Genomic DNA, 16,792 nt, shown 5'->3' with positions numbered 1-16,792 from the left:
AGTTGACTTTTCCTACCCACCAGTAACAGACTGCTGTTACCGTTAGTAACACGCACGGGGTGACGCTGGAGGGGACACATGACCGAGTTCACCATGGAGCTCAACGACGAACAGAAGGAGGTCCGGGACTGGCTGCACGGCTTCGCCGCCGACGTCATCCGTCCCGCCGCCGCCGAATGGGACGAGCGTGAGGAGACTCCCTGGCCGGTCATCCAGGAGGCCGCCAAGGTCGGCATCTACTCCCTGGACTTCTACGCCCAGCAGTACTTCGACCAGACCGGCCTCGGTATTCCGATGGCCATGGAGGAGCTCTTCTGGGGCGACGCGGGCATCGCCCTGTCGATCGTCGGCACCGGCCTCGCGGCCGTCGGCGTCCTCGCCAACGGCACCGAGGAGCAGATCGGCACCTGGATCCCCCAGATGTACGGCGACGCGAACGACGTGAAGGTCGCCGCGTTCTGCTCCTCCGAGCCCGACGCCGGCTCCGACGTGGCCTCCATGCGCACACGTGCCGTCTACGACGAGGCCAAGGACGAGTGGGTGCTCAACGGCACCAAGACCTGGGCGACCAACGGCGGTATCGCCAACGTCCACGTGGTCGTCGCCGTCGTCGACCCGGAGCTCGGCTCCAAGGGCCACGCCTCGTTCATCGTGCCGCCGAACACCCCCGGCCTGTCCCAGGGCCAGAAGTTCAAGAAGCACGGCATCCGCGCCTCCCACACCGCCGAGGTCGTCCTCGACAACGCGCGTGTTCCCGGCTCCTGCCTCCTCGGCGGCAAGGAGAAGCTCGACGAGCGCCTCGCCCGCGCCCGTGAGCGGGCCCGTGCGGGCGGGGAGCGGGTGAAGAACGCTGCGATGGCCACGTTCGAGGCGTCCCGGCCCGCCGTCGGCGCGATGGCGGTGGGCACCGCGCGCGCCGCGTACGAGGTCGCCCTCGACTACGCGATGACGCGCGAGCAGTTCGGCCGGCCGGTCATCGACAACCAGGGTGTCGCCTTCCAGCTCGCCGACATGTGCACGTCGATCGACGCGGCGCGGCTGCTGGTGTGGCGGGCCTCCTGGATGGCGGTCAACGGCAAGCCGTTCACCGCGGCCGAGGGGTCCATGTCGAAGCTGTTCGCCAGCGAGACGGCGAAGAAGGTCACCGCGCAGGCGATACAGATCCTGGGGGGCAACGGGTACACCCGGGAGTATCCGGTGGAGCGGATGCATCGGGATGCGGCCATCTACACGATTTTCGAGGGCACGAGTGAGATTCAGCGGCTGGTGATTGCTCGGACCGTGTCGGGGATGTCGATTCGGTAGGACGCGGGGTGCGGGTACGCGGGGGTTGATCGCGCCCACGCGGCGGAGCCGCACAGCGATACGGCCCCGCGCCCCTGGCTGCGTTCCCGGCGCCGGTGGTTTCGCCTCAGCGGTGTTTCAGTGGGGTCAGTTGCTCGATGTCGTACTTGGCGCGCAACTGCTCGATTGCCGCCGCGTCCGGGGGGCCGCCCGCTCGTAGGATCTCCAGGAGTTCCTCGAAGTAGCGCTCGTGGTCCGGCGGGGGCGAGGACTGGAAGAACATCTTCGCCGGGGTGTCCGTCGGGTTCGAGAAGGCGTGCGGGCAGCCCGGCGGGACGACGATCAGTGTGCCGGGGGTGGCCCGGACCACCCGGTTGCCCGAAGTCGACTCCCAGCGCTGCCAGTTGTCCGGGGTGCGGATACGCGGTTCGAAGGCGAGGACGTCCAGTTCGCCATCGAGGACGTAGAACAGCTCCTCGCTGCGGGTGTGCACGTGGGCGCCCACGTCGAAGCCCGGGGGGACCTGGACCTCGAACGTGGAGGCCGTCCGGGAGTGTGTGCCCGTGACCTTGAACGTCACGTGCTGGGCGGGTGTCTGGACCACCCGGCCGTGGCCGGGTGGTACCAGGAGTCCCTCCGTCGCGGTCATCGGCCGCTCACCAGGTGACGGGCAGGGCTTCGGGTCCCCGGATCAACGCGCCCTTCCTGAAGGGCACCTCCTCCGGCGGTACGGCGAGACGCAGTCCGGGCAGCCGGTCCAGCAGGGCGTCCACGAGCAGCTCGGACTCCAGCCGGCCGAGCATGCCGCCCGGGCAGTAGTGCGGTCCGAAGCCGAAGGCGACATGCGGGTTGGGGCTGCGGCCGAAGTCGATGGTCTCCGGGTCGGGGAAGACCTCCGGGTCGCGGTTGGCGGCCAGGTAGGAGACGTAGACGGCGTCCCCCGCGCGGATCGTGTGGCCGCCGATCTCCACGTCCTCCATGGCGATGCGCGACAGGCCCACGGCGTTGCGGTGCGGGATCCAGCGCAGCAGTTCGTCGATGGCCCTCGGGCGGATCTCCGGCTCGGCCCGCAGCCGGTCGGCGAGCTCGGGGCGGCTCATCAGTAGGTAGAACATCTGCCCGCTGTTGTTGGTGACCGCCTCGCCGCCGATCTGGAGCAGCACGGCGAGCCCCACCGCCTCCTGGAGCGTCACCTCGTCCCGGCCCACCGCGGCGCCGAGCAGCGAGGTGACGTCCTCGGCCGTACTGCCCTCGCGCAGCCCGATGAGATCGGCGAAGTAGGCGCCCATCTCCTCCTTGGCCTTCTCACTGACCTCGGCGCCGTGCGAGGAGGACAGGATCAGCTGCGTCCAGGTGTGCATGCTGTGCCGGTCGGCGGCCGGCACACCCATCAGCTCGCAGATCACGGCGATCGGGAAGGAACTGAGCACCGACGCGACCAGATCCGCGGGCGGACCGTCCCGCAGCAGGTCGTCGACCATCTCGTCCAGCAGCAGACGGGACTTCTCCCGGACCCGTTCCACCCCGCGGGCGGTGAACGCGGCGGCCACCGAGCGGCGCAGCCGGGTGTGGTCGGGCGGGTCCAGGAAGCCGACCGCGCCCCTGGCCGGGATGAAGTGCGGGGCGAGCCGGGTGACCGGGCGGTCCATCACGGCCTCCCGGCTGAACCGCGGATCGTTGGTCACCGTACGTACGTCGTCGTAGCGGGTGACCAGCCACGCCCAGCCCTCCCCGTTGGGCAGCCGGATCCGGCTGACCGGGCCCTCGGCCATCAGCTTGCGCAGCACCGGATCGAACTCGCATCCGGTCAGGTCGAGGGCCGGCCACTGCCGGACGGGGGGTGCGGTCTCGGTGATCGTCTCTTCGCTCATCTCACGCCGTCTCGTCGTTGCCGCGCCAGCGGCCGAGGCTCATCTCCGCGGTGATGCCGGGTCCGAACCCGGCGAGCAGCCCACGCGCCCGGTCGTCCGGGCCGCCCTCGTCGAACAGCCTGCGCAGCGCGTCCAGTACGACCGCGCTCGCGATGTTGCCGTACTCCGTGAGCGTCGCCCGGCTGAACCGGAAGGCGTGCGGGTCGACCTGAAGGAACTTGCTGAGGTCGTCGAGTATTCGCGGCCCGCCGGCGTGGACGATGTAGAAGTCCAGGTCGGCGGCGTCCCAGCCGTGCAGTCCCGCGAGGTCCTGGAGGGCGGGCGCGAGCGGCTCCATGGTGGCCGGCACCCGCTTGTCCAGCAGGAAGTGGAAGCCGGTGGCCCGCACGTCGTACATGATCCACTCTTCGGTCTTGGGGATCAGGTACGAGCCGTTGCGCTCCAGGTGCACACCCGTGCCGCCCCGGCCGCGCACCGCGGCGGCCGCGACGCCGTCGCCGAAGAGACCGTTCGACAGCAGCGAGCCGATGCTGAGGTCGGTGGGCTGGTAGCACAGCGAGCAGAACTCGCAGGCCACGATGAGCGCGTTGGCCTCGGGGTAGGCCGTGCAGAAGTCGTGCGCCCGGTTGATGGCCGCGCCGCCCGCCGCGCAGCCCAGCTGGGCTATCGGGAGCTGGCGGGTGGTGCTGTCGAAGTCCATCTCGTTGATCAGCCAGGCCGTGAGCGAGGGCATCATGAAGCCCGTGCACGACACGTAGATGATCACGTCGATGTCGGAGGTCAGGAGTTCGGCGTCGTCGAGGGCCTGCTGCACCACCGCGGGCACCCGGGCCTTGGCCTCGTACTCGTAGATCTTGTTCCGGTCCTCGAAGCCCGGGTGCTTCAGGGTCTCCTCGATGGGCTGCACGATGTGCCGGGTGCGCACCCCGGTGTTCTCGATCAGCCGGAGGGCCAGGGGCAGTTGCGGGTGGTCGGCGTGGCGGGAGCGTGCCAGCTCCAGCGTCTCCTCCATCGTGATCACGTGCTCCGGAACGGACACCGTGGGTCTGCACAAAGTCGCCATGAACCGTGCCTGCTTTCGCCGTCCGGAAGGCCTTCGCCCCCGGTCAGAGGGTGTTCACCCGATGGGTGGTTCACCAGCGGGTGATGTCCCCACGATCACCCCGCGCGGCGGCGATCTCGCGCCGGACTACTCCGTCCCGGGGACGGCCGTGTCAGGGTCGGGGCAGACACCGGGATCAACGGACGGAGAACCTGATGCCGCGCACGGCCGAAGAACTGCTGGTGGGGATCGTGGAACGGCTGGCGCCCGACCCCACGGCCAACCCGCTGGTCCCGCGGATCGCCAAGGGCACCGCGGACCGCGCCGTCCTGGCCACGCTCGCCCTGGAGCAGGGCCTGGTCATCCCCGCCGACCGCCGCGCCTTCCTGCATCTGGCGCAACGCGCCGGCGACCGTCCGCGGACCGCCGCCTTCTTCACCACCCTCGCCGAGGGCGAGGACCTGGCCGCCGGCCACCTCACCGCCTTCGCGCGGGCCTGCGGAGTCACCGAGGCCAGGACCGCGGCGTACGAGCCCCTCCCGGGCTGCCAGACCTACCCCGCCCACGTCGCCTGGCTCGCCCTCAACGCCGACCCCACGGACGCCCTTCTGGCCCTCACCGCCAACTTCTCGGCATGGGGCGGCTATTGCGCCACGATCGCCGAAGCCCTGCGCACCCACTACGGCTTCAAGGACGAGGCTTGCGCGTTCTTCGACTTCTTCGCGGAACCGTCCCCGGACCTGGACGGCATGGCGAGGACGGCAGTGGAGGCGGCGATCGACTCCGTCGACGAAAAACGGGCGACCACGTACGGCCGCCTGCTACAGCACTACGAGAGCCAGTTCTGGAAATCACTGGCCGCCTGAGTGCCGCCAAGGGGCGCGGGGAACTGCGCGAACAACCCCCACTGGCGTGCGGCGGCCGACGATCCGCAACCGACCTACCCGTTCTGCCCGCTGCTATGGGCAATACAGGCCACGTCGATCCGATCGGCCAACTTGGCCAGCTCGATGGTCAACGCGGCGACGGTGTCCTCGTCGAGCCCCTCCTCCCCACCCTCGACAAGCCGCAACCACCGCCCACCCACGGTCCGCAGCAACTTGCTGACATCCGCGGCAGCCACCTGCAAGGTCCCGCGGTCGTCGACGATCAGAGGCAGGGTCACTTCGCGGTTCACAAACGGGATCGTAGCCGCGCAGCGGTCACTGACCGTGCCAAACGGTGGTGATGTTGCAGAACTCGCGGATTCCGTGCCCGGACAGCTCACGCCCGTACCCGGACCGCTTGATCCCGCCGAACGGCAGCGCCGGATGCGACGCGGTCATGCCGTTGAAGAACACCCCACCGGCCTCCAGATCCCGTACGAACCGGTCGGTCTCGGCCTCGTCGCGGGTCCAGACGTTGGAACTGAGCCCGAACGGCGAGTCGTTGGCGATGAGGACGGCCTCGTCCAGGTCACCGGCCCGGTAGACCGTCGCGACCGGGCCGAACGCCTCCTCGCGGTGGATCCGCATCTCCCGGGTGATGCCGGCCAGCACGCTCGGCGGGTAGTACCAGCCGTCGCCCTCGGGCCGCTCACCCCCGCACAGCACGGTCGCACCGCTGCGCCGGGCGTCGTCCACCAGTTCCTCCAGATCGGCCCGGCCCTGCTCGGTGGCGAGCGGGCCGACGTCGGTCTCCTCGTCCATGGGGTCGCCCGTGCGCAGCGCCCGCATGCCCTCGGTGAAGCGTTCGGTGAAGGCGTCGTAGACGTCCGTGTGGACGATGAACCGCTTGGCGGCGATGCACGACTGCCCGTTGTTCTGCACCCGGGCCGTCACGGCGACCTGGGCGGCCCGGTCGATGTCGGCCGACGGCATCACGATGTACGGGTCGCTGCCGCCGAGTTCGAGGACCGTCTTCTTGATCATCTCGCCGGAGGTGGACGCGACCGCCCGGCCGGCGGGCTCGCTGCCGGTGAGTGTGGCCGCCCGGATCCGCTCGTCGCGCAGGATCTCGTCGACCGCGCCCGAGCCGATCAGCAGGGTCTGGAAGCAGCCCTCGGGGTAGCCCGCGCGATGGAAGAGGTCCTCCAGGTACAGGGCGGTCTGGGGGACGTTCGAGGCGTGCTTGAGCAGGCCGACGTTGCCCGCCATCAGCGCGGGCGCGGCGAAGCGGATCACCTGCCACAGGGGGAAGTTCCACGGCATCACGGCGAGGACCGGGCCGAGCGGCCGGTAGCGGACCAGCGCGCGTGCGGCGCCGGAGTCGCGGACGTCCGCCTCGGCGGGCTCCTCGTCGGCGAGCAGCGACTCGGCCCGCTCGGCGTACCAGCGCATCGCCTTGGCGCACTTGGCGGCCTCCGCGCGGGCCTGCTTGACTGGCTTGCCCATCTCGGTGGTCATCACGCGGGCGATGTCCTCGCGGTCCTCGTCGAGGTGGTTCGCGGCCTGGATCAGCAGCCGCGAGCGGTCGACGAAGGTGCTCTCCCGGTAGGTGCGGAAGGTGGCCTCGGCGAGCTGGAGCCGGCGCTCGATCTCCTCGTCGCCCATGGCCTCGTACGTCTTGAGCGTTTCGCCGTTCGCCGGGTTCACCGTTGCGATGGGCATGGCTGACCTCCTGAAGAGCAACTGTGCTACGACCTTCCCGCGCCGCGCGGGGGACCGCAACGTGTGCACGTCCCCGTCAGGGCGAGTGCTCCGCCAGCCGGTCCAGAAACGCGGCCTGGGCCTTCACGATCACCTCGCGTGCCCGGTCCAGGGCGAACCACGCCGCCCGGTCCAGCTCGGGAAACTCCTGTGTCCGGCCCGACCGCGGCGGCCACTCCATGGTGAACGTGCCGGGCACCACGGTGGCCGGGTCCAGGTCGGCCTCGACCGCCCACACCGTCACGGTCTTGCCGCCGGACTGCCGGACCTCGCCGAGCGGTACGGCCTCCCCGTCGGGCGGTGCCAGCCCCAGCTCCTCGCGGAACTCGCGCCGCGCGGCGTCCCAGGCCGTCTCGTCGGGCTCGTACTCGCCCTTCGGTACGGTCCACGCGCCCGCGTCCTTCTTCGCGAAGAACGGGCCGCCCATATGCCCCAGCAACACCTCAGGGCCCTGATCGGTGTGCCGGAACAACAGCAGGCCGGCGCTGCGCTTCGTCGTCACGGGGTGATCTCCGGATGGGCGGCGAGAAGCGTCTCGACGGTGTCCGCGTCCTCGGGGCGTTTGTCCTCGCGGTAGCGCACCACGCGGGCGAAGCGCAGGGTGACGCCGGCCGGGTAGCGGGTGGAGCGCTGGAGACCGTCGTAGGCGATCTCGACGACGAGTTCCGGGCGTACGGTGACGCCCCAGCGTTCCTCCGTCAGCGCCAGCTCCTGGAGGCGTTCGGTCTGCCAGGTGAGCAGGGCGTCGGTCATTCCCTTGAACGTCTTGCCGAGCATGGCGTACGAGCCGTCGGCGGCGCGGGCGCCCAGGTGCAGGTTGGAGAGCTTGCCGGTGCGGCGGCCGTGGCCCCACTCGGCGGCCAGGACGACCAGGTCGAGGGTGTGGACGGGCTTGACCTTGAGCCAGGACGCGCCGCGCCGGCCCGCGCTGTAGGGCGCGTCCAGGGACTTCACCACGACCCCCTCGTGGCCGCGGGCGAGGGTCTCGGCGAGGAAGGCCTCGGCGGCGGCCAGGTCGTCCGGTCCTGAGACGGCGGTCCGGCGGACCCGCATGGGTTCCGGCACCAGTTCCGCCAGCGCCGCGTGCCGTTCGGCGAACGGCAGGTCGAGCAGGTCGTGGCCGTCGACGCTCAGCACGTCGAAGAAGACCGGCGAGACCGGGACCGCTTCGGCGGCCGTCGCCACGTCGACCCGGGAGCCGACGCGCCCGGCGGTCTCCTGGAAGGAGCGGGGCCGTCCGTCGGGGCCGAGGGCGATGACCTCGCCGTCGAGGATGAACCGCTCGGGGCCCAGGGCCGCGGCCGCGGCGGTGACCTCGGGGAGCCGGTCGGTGATGTCGTCGAGCGTGCGGGTGTAGAGCCGTACCGATTCGCCGTCGCGGTGCACCTGGACGCGGATGCCGTCGAGTTTCTCCTCCACCACACAGGCGCCCAGCTTGCCGACGGCCTCGGCGACCGAGGACGCCGAGTGCGCGAGCATCGGCAGCACCGGACGGCCGACGGTCAGCCGGAACCGGTCGAGCGCGGGCGGCCCGTCGGCGAGCAGGGCCCGGGCCACCGGCTGGAGCGAACCGGCGAGCATCACCGCGCGGCGGACGTCCGCGGGCGGCGCGCCGGTCGCCACGGCGAGCCCCTCCACCGCCACGGCGTCCAGGGCGCCCTGCCGCACCTCACCGGTGATCAGCCCGAACAGGAACCGCTGCTCGCCCTCGGTCGCCGCGCCCATCAGCTCGCCGACCAGCCGGGCCCGTTCCGCCTGCGACCCGGCGCCCGAGACCTTGCCGAGCTCGGTGAGCCGGGCGTCCACGTCCCGCACGGTCAGCGTCGGGGAGGCGGCCGGCGGGACCGGACGGCTCAGCACCTTCCAGCCGATCCCGAGCCGCCCCTGCGGCAGCCGTCCCGCGAGATACGGGATGACGATCGGCACGTCGTCGGCGTCCGCGTCCCGGAACAGCTCGGCGAGCAGCGCGATCTTGCGGGAGCGCGCCGAGGTGGCGGCGACCTCCCCGGACACGTCGGCGAGCCGGCTCAGCAACATGCAGCCATGGTGCAACGCCCCCGGCCCGGTTACACCCCGAGGGACGCGTCCAGGTCCGCCATCAGCAGCTCGCCGTTGAGGGTGGCGGCGGCCCGGTAGCCGCCGGCCGCCGCGTTCACGACCTGCTCGGCGAAGCCCATCGCGTTGCCCGCCGCCCACACCCCGGGCACGGAGGTCAGACCCGTCGGGTCGACCACCGGGTACGCGCCGAACGGTGTCTCGTTCAGCTCGGCCCCGAGCCGCTCCAGGAGTCCCGTCTGCGGGAGGGCGCGCGGCGCGGTGAAGAGCACCTCGCGCTCGTGCGCGGAGCCGTCCGCCAGCCGTACCCCGGTGAGCCGGTCCTCCTCGACCAGTACCTCGGCGACCTCGCCGGCCACCACCGCGACACCCGCCGCCGCGAGCCGGCGCAGGTCCTGGTCGGACAGCTCCGCCTCGTCGACCGTGTGCAGGAAGAGCGTCACGTCCTTCGACCACTGCGAGACGATCAGCGCCTGGTGCACGCTCAGCGGCGAGGTGGCGAGCACACCGAACGCCCGGTCGCGGACCTCCCAGCCGTGGCAGTACGGGCAGTGCAGCACATCGCGGCCGAACCGCGCGGCCAGCCCCGGCACCGGCGGCAGCTCGTCCTTCAGGCCCGTCGTGACGATCAGACGGCGGGCGCGTACGGCGGTGCCGCTCGCCAGTTCCACGGTGAAGTCGCCGTCGGCGCCGTCCCGGGTGACGTCCACGGCCCGGTCGCGGACGTACTCCACGCCGTACCGGGCTGTCTCCGCACGGCCCAGCGCGAGGAACTCGGCGGGGGACATGCCGTCCCGGGTCAGATAGCCCTGCATGTGGGCGGACGGTGTGTTGCGGGGTTCGCCCGCGTCGACCACCAGGGTGCGGCGCCTGGCGCGGCCCAGGACGAGCCCCGCGGACAGGCCGGCCGCCCCACCGCCGACGACGATCACTTCGTACGGTTCCGTGAAGACCTCGGTGCGGGCCTCTGTGTGTGCCTCGGTCATCGTGACCACCTCCACGACCGACAGTCGCCGAAGCGATGCGGGATTGACAAACAACTTTGCCGAAACTGCAATGAGGTCATGAGTACCGACGATGTGCTGGCCGGGGTGGGGCCGCGGCTGCGGCAGCTGCGCAAGGAGCGCGAGGTGACGCTGTCCGCACTGTCCGAGACCACCGGCATCTCGGTCAGCACGCTCTCCCGACTGGAGTCCGGCCTGCGCAGGCCGAGCCTCGAACTGCTGCTGCCGATCGCGCAGGCCCATCAGGTCGCCCTCGACGAGCTGGTCGGGGCGCCCGCGGTGGGCGACCCCCGGGTCCGCGCCAAGCCGATCCGGATGTACGGCCGGACCTATCTGCCGCTGACCCGGCAGCCGGGCGGACTCCAGGCGTTCAAGGTGCTGGAGCCGCAGCGCGCGATCGAGCCGGACCCGCGCACGCACGAGGGCTACGAGTGGCTGTACGTGCTGTCCGGGCGGCTGCGGCTGGTGCTGGGCGACCACGACGTGGTGCTCACGGCGGGCGAGGCTGCGGAGTTCGACACCCGCGTCCCGCACTGGTTCGGGTCGACGGGGGAGGGGCCGGCGGAGTTCCTGAGCCTGTTCGGGCCGCAGGGGGAGCGGATGCATGTGCGGGCGCGGCCCAGGCGGGGCGGGGGAGAGGGCGGGGGCGGCGACGGGGAGGACTGACGGCGGTCACCCGACACGGCCTCCCGTGGCGAAGTCGACCGGTTTCTCCTGTTCCCCCGGCGGCAAGCGACCGCTTAGTATGCAATCGGAAACGGTCAGACCAAGCAGTCCCGCTGGAGGCCCCGCATGCAGGCATGGCAGGTGCACGAGAACGGCGAGCCGAGCGAGGTGATGCGCCTCCAGGACGTGGAACGGCCCGCCCCCGGCGACGGCCAGGTCCTGCTGAAGGTGCGCGCCGCCAACATCAACTTCCCCGACGCGCTGCTGTGCCGGGGGCACTACCAGATCCGGCCCCCGCTGCCCTTCACCCCGGGCCTGGAGATCTGCGGCGAGACCGAGGACGGCCGACGGGTCATCGCCAACCCCGCACTGCCCTACGGCGGTCTCGCCGAGTACGCACTCGCGGACGCCCGGGCCTTGCTGCCCGCGCCCGAGTCGCTCGACGACGCCGAGGCCGCCGCGCTGCACATCGGCTACCAGACCGGCTGGTTCGGCCTGCACCGCCGCGCCGGACTCGAAGCCGGTGAGACCCTGCTCGTGCACGCCGCCGCGGGCGGTGTCGGCAGCGCCGCCGTACAGCTCGGCAAGGCGGCCGGCGCGACCGTCATCGGAGTCGTCGGCGGCGCCGACAAGGCCGCCGTGGCTCGCGACCTGGGCTGCGACGTGGTGATCGACCGGCGCGCCGAGGACGTGATCGCCGCCGTCAAGGAGGCCACGGGCGGCCGCGGCGCGGACGTGATCTACGACCCCGTGGGCGGCGACGCCTACACCCAGTCCACCAAGGTCGTCGCCTTCGAGGGCCGGATCGTCGTCGTCGGCTTCGCCAGTGGAAGCGTGCCGAGCCCGGCGCTCAACCACGCCCTGGTGAAGAACTACTCGATCCTCGGCCTGCACTGGGGCCTGTACAACACCAGGAACCCGGGGCTCATCCAGCACTGCCACGAGCAGCTCACCGAACTGGCCGCACGCGGCGCGATCAAGCCGCTGGTCAGCGAGCGGGTCGCGCTCGACGGTGCCGCCCAGGCCGTGCAGCGGGTCGCCGACGGTGTCACCACCGGCCGGGTCGCCGTCGTCCTGGAACACGGAGCCGCCGTATGACCGACGCAGCCGAACTCACGCGCCGCACCGCCGAGTTGCTGGCCGCGCACCCGCCCGCCACGACCGAACGGCTCGACTTCCTGCGCGCCCGCTTCGACGCCGGACTCGCCTGGGTGCACTTCCCGGAGGGGCTCGGCGGACTGAACGCCCCGCGCTCGCTCCAGGCCGTCGTGGACGCCGAACTGGCGGCCGCCGGCGCCCCGGACAACGACCCGCGCCGGATCGGCATCGGCCTCGGCATGGCCGCCCCCACGATCCTCAAGTACGGCACCGACGAGCAGAAGCGGCGCTTCCTGAAGCCCCTGTGGGTGGGCGAGGAGGTGTGGTGCCAGCTCTTCAGCGAGCCCGGCGCCGGATCCGACCTGGCCGCGCTCGGCACCCGCGCGGTCCGCGAGGGCGACGACTGGATCGTCAACGGGCAGAAGGTGTGGACGTCCAGCGCCCACACCGCCCGCTGGGGCATCCTCATCGCCCGCACCGACCCGGACGTGCCCAAGCACGCCGGCATCACCTACTTCGTCTGCGACATGACCGACCCCGGCGTCGAGGTCCGCCCCCTGCGGCAGATCACCGGCGAGGCCGAGTTCAACGAGGTGTTCCTCACCGGCGTCCGGATTCCCGACGCCCACCGGCTCGGCGAGATCGGCAACGGCTGGCGGGTCGCCCAGACCACCCTCAACAACGAGCGCGTCGCCATCGGCGGCATGCGGCTGCCCCGCGAGGGCGGCATGATCGGCCCGGCCGCCACGACCTGGCGCGAACGCCCCGAACTGCGCACCCACGACCTCCACCAGCGCCTGCTCAGGCTGTGGGTCGAGGCCGAGGTCGCCCGCCTCGCCGGCGAACGCCTGCGCCAGCAGCTCGTCGCCGGCCAGCCGGGACCCGAGGGCGCCGGCATGAAACTCGGCTTCGCCCGCCTCAACCAGGAGATCAGCGGCCTGGAGGTCGAACTCCGCGGCGAGGAGGGGCTGTTGTACGACGAATGGACCATGCGCCGCCCCGAGCTGGTCGACTTCACCGGCCGCGACGCCGGATACCGCTATCTCCGGTCCAAGGGCAACAGCATCGAGGGCGGGACCAGCGAGGTCCTGCTCAACATCGTCGCCGAGCGGGTGCTCGGACTGCCCTCCGAACCGCGCACCGACAAGGACGTCGCCTGGAAGGACCTGGCCCGATGAGCACACAGCCGGATCTCCTCTACTCCGAGGAGGAAGAGGCGCTGCGCTCGGCGTTGCGGGACCTGCTGACCGACCGCTGCGACCCGGCCGGGGTGATCGCCCGCACCGAGTCGGACACCGCGCACGACCCCGAGCTGTGGAAGGCCCTCGCCGACGGTATGGGCCTGGCCGGACTGCTGGTGCCGGAGGAGCGCGGCGGACAGGGCGCCTCGCACCGCGAAGTCGCCGTCGTACTGGAGGAGTTGGGGCGGGCCGTGGCGCCCGTGCCCTATCTCACCAGTGCCGTCGTCGCCACCGAGGCCCTGCTGGCCTGCGACGCCGCCGACGAGCTGCTGACCCGGCTGGCGTCGGGCCGCGCCGTCGGCGCCCTCGCGGTCGGCCTGCACATCGCCCCGGACGCCGCCTTCCCCGTCGTACGGCACCAGGACGGCACCCTGCACGGCGAGCTGACCGGTGTCGCGGACGCGGCCGCCGCGGACGTGCTGCTCGTGCCCGCCGACGACGGCGGCCTGTACGCGGTCGACGCGTCCGAGGCGACCGTCACCCCGCAGGTGTCCCTGGACCTGACCCGGCCCGTCGCCACCGTCGTCCTGCGCGGCGCCGCCGGCCACCGCCTCGGCGCCGCGGAACCCGCCGTACGACGCGCCCTGCGCTCGGCCGCCGGGCTGCTCGCCTCCGAGCAACTCGGCATCGCCGAATGGACGTTGACCGAAACCGTGCGCCACCTCAAGGAGCGCACGCAGTTCAACCGGCCCGTCGGTGGCTTCCAGGCGCTCAAGCACCGGCTGGCCCAGCTGTGGCTGGAGACGGTCAATCTGCGGGCCGCCGCCCGCAACGCCGCGGACGCCCTGGCGACCGGCGAGGACCCGGACGTCGCCGTCGCCGTGGCCCAGGCCTACGCGGCCCCGGTCGCCGTGCACACCGCCGAGGAGGCGGTCCAGCTGCACGGCGGGATCGGGATGACCTGGGAACACCCGGTCCACCTGTATCTGAAGCGGGCCAAGGCCGACTCGATCGCCTACGGCACGGCGGGCGCCCACCGGGAGCGGCTCGCCGTACTCGTGGACCTGCGAGCGCCCTGAGCGTCCGGCGGAGCCCGCACCCCCCGTACATCCGGGAGAAGCCGGAGCGACGGACCGGGAAAGCCCGCCCCACCCGGGGCGGGCTTTTTGGTGTGTACGGCGCGCACGAAGTGAACGTACGGCGGCAGTCCGGCCAACTCACCGCCCGCCTCTGCCACTTGGGGGCCGAGGAACCGCATACTCCTTGCGGTTCCGTCCGGCCCACCAGGGAGGCAGAGCACATGGCCCTCACCACTCGTCGCAGAGCCCTCACCACCCTTGGCGCCGCCCTCGCGGGCTCCGTCGCCCTCCCCGGCGCCACCGCCCTCGCGGGCGAGAACAAGGGCAAGGGCCGCGGCCCCCGCCCGCTGTGGCGCGCCCACGCCCACAACGACTACGAGCACCCCCGTCCCCTGCTCGACGCCCTCGACCACCGCTTCGGCAGCGTCGAGGCCGACATCTACCTCGTCGGCGACCAGCTGCTCGTCGCCCACGACCCGCAGGACCTCGACCCCACCCGCACCCTGGAGTCCCTCTACCTCGACACGCTCGCCTCGCGCGTCAGGGCCAACCACGGCTCGGTGTACCGGGGTTACCGCGGTCCGCTCCAGCTGCTCATCGACATCAAGACCGAGGGCTCCGCCACCTACCTCGAACTCGACCGCCACCTCAAGCGGTACAAGCACCTGTTCACCACGTACGACCACGGGCGGGTGCGGCCCGGCGCGGTCACCGCCGTGATCTCCGGCGACCGGGCCGCCCGCGTGCCGATGGAGGCGCAGAAGACCCGCCGCGCCTTCTACGACGGCCGGCTCGCCGACCTCGGCGGCTCCGCGCCCGCCGCGTTCATCCCGCTGATCAGCGACAACTGGACGCTCAACTTCACCTGGCGGGGCGTCGGCGCCTTCCCGGACGCCGAACGGCAGAAGCTGAACACCATCATGCGGAGCGCGCACGCACGCGGACAGAAGGTCCGCTTCTGGGCCACCCCGGACCTGCCGGGCCCGGCCCGCGACGCGCTGTGGACCGAACTGCTCGCCGCGGACGTCGACTACGTCAACACCGACGACCTGCTGGGTCTGGAGGCGTTCCTCGACGCCCACGAGTAGACCGTGAGTGGACCTGAACCGGGCCGTCCACCTGCGCCGACGCTATCCACCTGCGCCGACACCACACGTTCGGCGGACGGCCCAGCCGCCCGTGCGCACCCTCCGCTACGCCACACTTGCGGCCGAACGCCGCGAAACGGACGTGGCGGAGGAGGTTCACGATGGCCATTTCCATCTCTGCGACGCTGCTGCTGTTCATCCTCGCGGTGATCTTCCTGCGCAACGGGGGACTGAAGGTCTCCCACGCGCTGGTGTGCGCGCTGCTCGGCTTCTCCCTCGCCGGCACGAGCATCGCGCCCACCATCACCAGCGGACTCACCGCGACGGCCGACATCGTCAGCAGCCTGCGACCCTGACGGCCGAGACCCTGACGGCCCGGGGCCACGCGGCCCGCACGTCTCAGCTCTTCGAGAAGACCCCGATCCCGTTCGGGACCGGCCGCTCGGCGCCACCGCTCGGATGGTTCCGGACGGTCACGGACGCCTCGCCCGGCTCGCGCGAAACCAGCGTCGTGGACCCGCCGCCGTCCAGGCTGAATCCCTCCGTCGCGCCCAACTCCCCCAGGACCGCTGCCACTTCGGCGATGGTCAGCCCGGCGTTGCCGGGGGACCCGTCGACGGCGAACAGCAGCAGCCGACGCCCGCCGTCCGAGATGCCCGCCGCGGTGCGCACGGCGGCCGTCCGGGCGTCGAGGCCGGTGAGCGGCACCCCGCCCCGCAGCACCGGGTATCCGCCGAGGGCCAGCCGGTACGGCTGCCGGGCCACCGCCGGCAGCAACCGGTGCCGGACACGCACCCGTTCGCCCACGGCGAGCTTCCGCAGCTCCTGCGCACCCGCCTCCCGGCCGACCAGCACCGTGCTCCCCGCGGCGATCGGACCGGTGCCGGGCCGGTCGGCCGCCGAGACCACCCGCCCGTCGCGGACCGTCACCTCGTAGGTGTCCGTACTGCATGGCGCGGCCCGGTCGGTGTCCGTGCCGCAGGTCGCCCGCAGCCGCGACACGCTGCCCCAGTCCTTGGTGAACGCGCCGACGGAACCGACCGGCAGCGCGTACTGGTTCAGCCCGCCCAGCGGCAGCTCACCCGCGGCACTGCCGACCGAGCCCTTCAGCACCAGCCGGTCCAGGCGGGCCCGCCGGTCCCCGCCCACGCCCAGCACGTCCTGCGTGCTGGTCCCCGGCGGCAGCGCGGGCCCGAAACGCTGCCCGTCGGGCACCGACGCCTTGAGCACCCTGCCGTGCGCGATCGCGGGACCGACACTCGCGCCCGTCGCCTCGACACCCGGATGCTGGGTCTCGGTGATGTTGAAGAAGTCCCCGTTGACACCCGCGACCGCGCCCTGCGCGTCGGCCATCTGCGAGACCTCGTCCCGGGCGGCCACCTGCCCCGGGTACAGCAGATCGAGGCGCACGCGCGGATCGCGCAGATCGACGTCGAGCACATGGATCCGGGTCGGTCCGCCCGCCGCCCGGATGTCCCGCCACTCGTAGGAGACACCGGACGCGACCCGTACCGCCGCCCCCGGAAGCGCGCCGGCCGGTGCCGCCCCCGTGAGGGCCGCACCGGCCAGCGCACCGAACGCCGCGCACACCGTCAGTACCGTTCTGCCTGTTGTGAGCCGCTGCCGCCGACGCGTCACAGTCCCCCCTGAGGTTCCGTCAACTGTCCCAGGAAACAAAGGGAGTGAAGCAGACCCCGGGGGCCGCCGGGGTGACCTCCGCCCGACCTGACGCGAACGAGTAACGGAACGGCGTACACCGTGCCGGACATCCCGCCGAGGGCGCGGGGGGTGCACCCT

The 16,792-nt window shown here is 71.9% G+C and carries 16 protein-coding genes and 1 pseudogene; 8 read left to right on the top strand and 9 right to left on the bottom strand.

Features of this window, described 5'->3' with window-relative positions; all coding sequences use genetic code 11:
• Nucleotides 1-78 precede the first annotated feature (78 nt).
• Nucleotides 79-1,305: an acyl-CoA dehydrogenase family protein gene (locus tag ACIQAC_RS33145; RefSeq protein WP_402197697.1), complete on the top strand. Its 1,227-nt coding sequence runs from the start codon at nucleotides 79-81 to the stop codon at nucleotides 1,303-1,305.
• A gap of 106 nt (nucleotides 1,306-1,411) precedes the next feature.
• Here the strand turns inward: ACIQAC_RS33145 and ACIQAC_RS33140 are convergent, their stop codons facing one another.
• From ACIQAC_RS33140 to ACIQAC_RS33130, 3 genes and pseudogenes are all read right to left on the bottom strand, one after another.
• Entirely contained in the window at nucleotides 1,412-1,933 is a 522-nt protein-coding gene (locus ACIQAC_RS33140) for a cupin domain-containing protein (protein ID WP_402197694.1), read from the bottom strand.
• 7 nt (nucleotides 1,934-1,940) lie between these two features.
• Nucleotides 1,941-3,155: a cytochrome P450 gene (locus ACIQAC_RS33135; protein WP_402197691.1), complete on the bottom strand. Its 1,215-nt coding sequence runs from the start codon at nucleotides 3,153-3,155 to the stop codon at nucleotides 1,941-1,943.
• 1 nt (nucleotide 3,156) lies between these two features.
• Nucleotides 3,157-4,227, bottom strand: a pseudogene (locus tag ACIQAC_RS33130) (type III polyketide synthase); the annotation flags it as partial.
• Between the two features lie 185 nt (nucleotides 4,228-4,412).
• On the opposite strand from ACIQAC_RS33130, the gene ACIQAC_RS33125 reads away from it, so the two are divergent.
• A complete protein-coding gene (locus tag ACIQAC_RS33125) occupies nucleotides 4,413-5,063 on the top strand; it encodes a transcriptional regulator (protein WP_402197688.1) in 651 nt (216 codons plus the stop codon).
• A gap of 74 nt (nucleotides 5,064-5,137) precedes the next feature.
• Here the strand turns inward: ACIQAC_RS33125 and ACIQAC_RS33120 are convergent, their stop codons facing one another.
• From ACIQAC_RS33120 to ACIQAC_RS33100, 5 genes are all read right to left on the bottom strand, one after another.
• A complete protein-coding gene (locus ACIQAC_RS33120) occupies nucleotides 5,138-5,374 on the bottom strand; it encodes a DUF6213 family protein (protein WP_402197686.1) in 237 nt (78 codons plus the stop codon).
• Nucleotides 5,375-5,399: 25 nt separating this feature from the next.
• On the bottom strand, nucleotides 5,400-6,785 hold the full coding sequence (locus tag ACIQAC_RS33115; RefSeq protein WP_402197683.1) for an NADP-dependent succinic semialdehyde dehydrogenase: 1,386 nt from the start codon (nucleotides 6,783-6,785) through the stop codon (nucleotides 5,400-5,402).
• A gap of 76 nt (nucleotides 6,786-6,861) precedes the next feature.
• A complete protein-coding gene (locus tag ACIQAC_RS33110; protein ID WP_402197681.1) occupies nucleotides 6,862-7,326 on the bottom strand; it encodes an NUDIX domain-containing protein in 465 nt (154 codons plus the stop codon).
• Nucleotides 7,323-8,861 carry an ATP-dependent DNA ligase gene (locus ACIQAC_RS33105; RefSeq protein ID WP_402197679.1) on the bottom strand — a complete coding sequence of 513 codons (1,539 nt, stop codon included), beginning with the start codon at nucleotides 8,859-8,861 and terminating at the stop codon, nucleotides 7,323-7,325. The genes ACIQAC_RS33110 and ACIQAC_RS33105 overlap by 4 nt, the downstream gene beginning before the upstream one ends.
• Before the next feature lie 29 nt (nucleotides 8,862-8,890).
• Entirely contained in the window at nucleotides 8,891-9,865 is a 975-nt protein-coding gene (locus tag ACIQAC_RS33100) for an NAD(P)/FAD-dependent oxidoreductase (protein WP_402197677.1), read from the bottom strand.
• A gap of 78 nt (nucleotides 9,866-9,943) precedes the next feature.
• Here ACIQAC_RS33100 and ACIQAC_RS33095 point away from each other — a divergent pair, with 78 nt between their 5' ends.
• From ACIQAC_RS33095 to ACIQAC_RS33070, 6 genes are all read left to right on the top strand, one after another.
• Nucleotides 9,944-10,549 carry a helix-turn-helix domain-containing protein gene (locus ACIQAC_RS33095; RefSeq protein WP_402197674.1) on the top strand — a complete coding sequence of 202 codons (606 nt, stop codon included), beginning with the start codon at nucleotides 9,944-9,946 and terminating at the stop codon, nucleotides 10,547-10,549.
• Nucleotides 10,550-10,675: 126 nt separating this feature from the next.
• Nucleotides 10,676-11,647 (top strand): NADPH:quinone oxidoreductase family protein, encoded by a 972-nt coding sequence (locus ACIQAC_RS33090; protein WP_402197673.1) that lies wholly within the window; start codon nucleotides 10,676-10,678, stop codon nucleotides 11,645-11,647.
• Nucleotides 11,644-12,825, top strand: coding sequence for an acyl-CoA dehydrogenase family protein (locus ACIQAC_RS33085; protein ID WP_402197670.1), 1,182 nt, complete (start codon nucleotides 11,644-11,646; stop codon nucleotides 12,823-12,825). Before ACIQAC_RS33090 ends, ACIQAC_RS33085 begins: the two co-directional genes overlap by 4 nt.
• Nucleotides 12,822-13,907, top strand: a complete 1,086-nt coding sequence (locus ACIQAC_RS33080; RefSeq protein WP_402197668.1) for an acyl-CoA dehydrogenase family protein — start codon at nucleotides 12,822-12,824, stop codon at nucleotides 13,905-13,907. The genes ACIQAC_RS33085 and ACIQAC_RS33080 overlap by 4 nt, the downstream gene beginning before the upstream one ends.
• 221 nt (nucleotides 13,908-14,128) lie before the next feature.
• Nucleotides 14,129-14,995 carry a phosphatidylinositol-specific phospholipase C/glycerophosphodiester phosphodiesterase family protein gene (locus tag ACIQAC_RS33075; RefSeq protein WP_402197665.1) on the top strand — a complete coding sequence of 289 codons (867 nt, stop codon included), beginning with the start codon at nucleotides 14,129-14,131 and terminating at the stop codon, nucleotides 14,993-14,995.
• Between the two features lie 161 nt (nucleotides 14,996-15,156).
• Nucleotides 15,157-15,351, top strand: a complete 195-nt coding sequence (locus ACIQAC_RS33070; RefSeq protein WP_402197662.1) for a hypothetical protein — start codon at nucleotides 15,157-15,159, stop codon at nucleotides 15,349-15,351.
• Between the two features lie 43 nt (nucleotides 15,352-15,394).
• On the opposite strand, the gene ACIQAC_RS33065 is transcribed toward ACIQAC_RS33070, so the two are convergent.
• Nucleotides 15,395-16,633 carry a phosphodiester glycosidase family protein gene (locus ACIQAC_RS33065; protein WP_402197661.1) on the bottom strand — a complete coding sequence of 413 codons (1,239 nt, stop codon included), beginning with the start codon at nucleotides 16,631-16,633 and terminating at the stop codon, nucleotides 15,395-15,397.
• Nucleotides 16,634-16,792 lie beyond the last annotated feature (159 nt).

The sequence above is a fragment of the Streptomyces sp. NPDC088387 genome (genome assembly GCF_044753385.1).
GTDB lineage: Bacteria > Actinomycetota > Actinomycetes > Streptomycetales > Streptomycetaceae > Streptomyces.
This window is presented reverse-complemented; position numbering and strand designations above follow the sequence as displayed.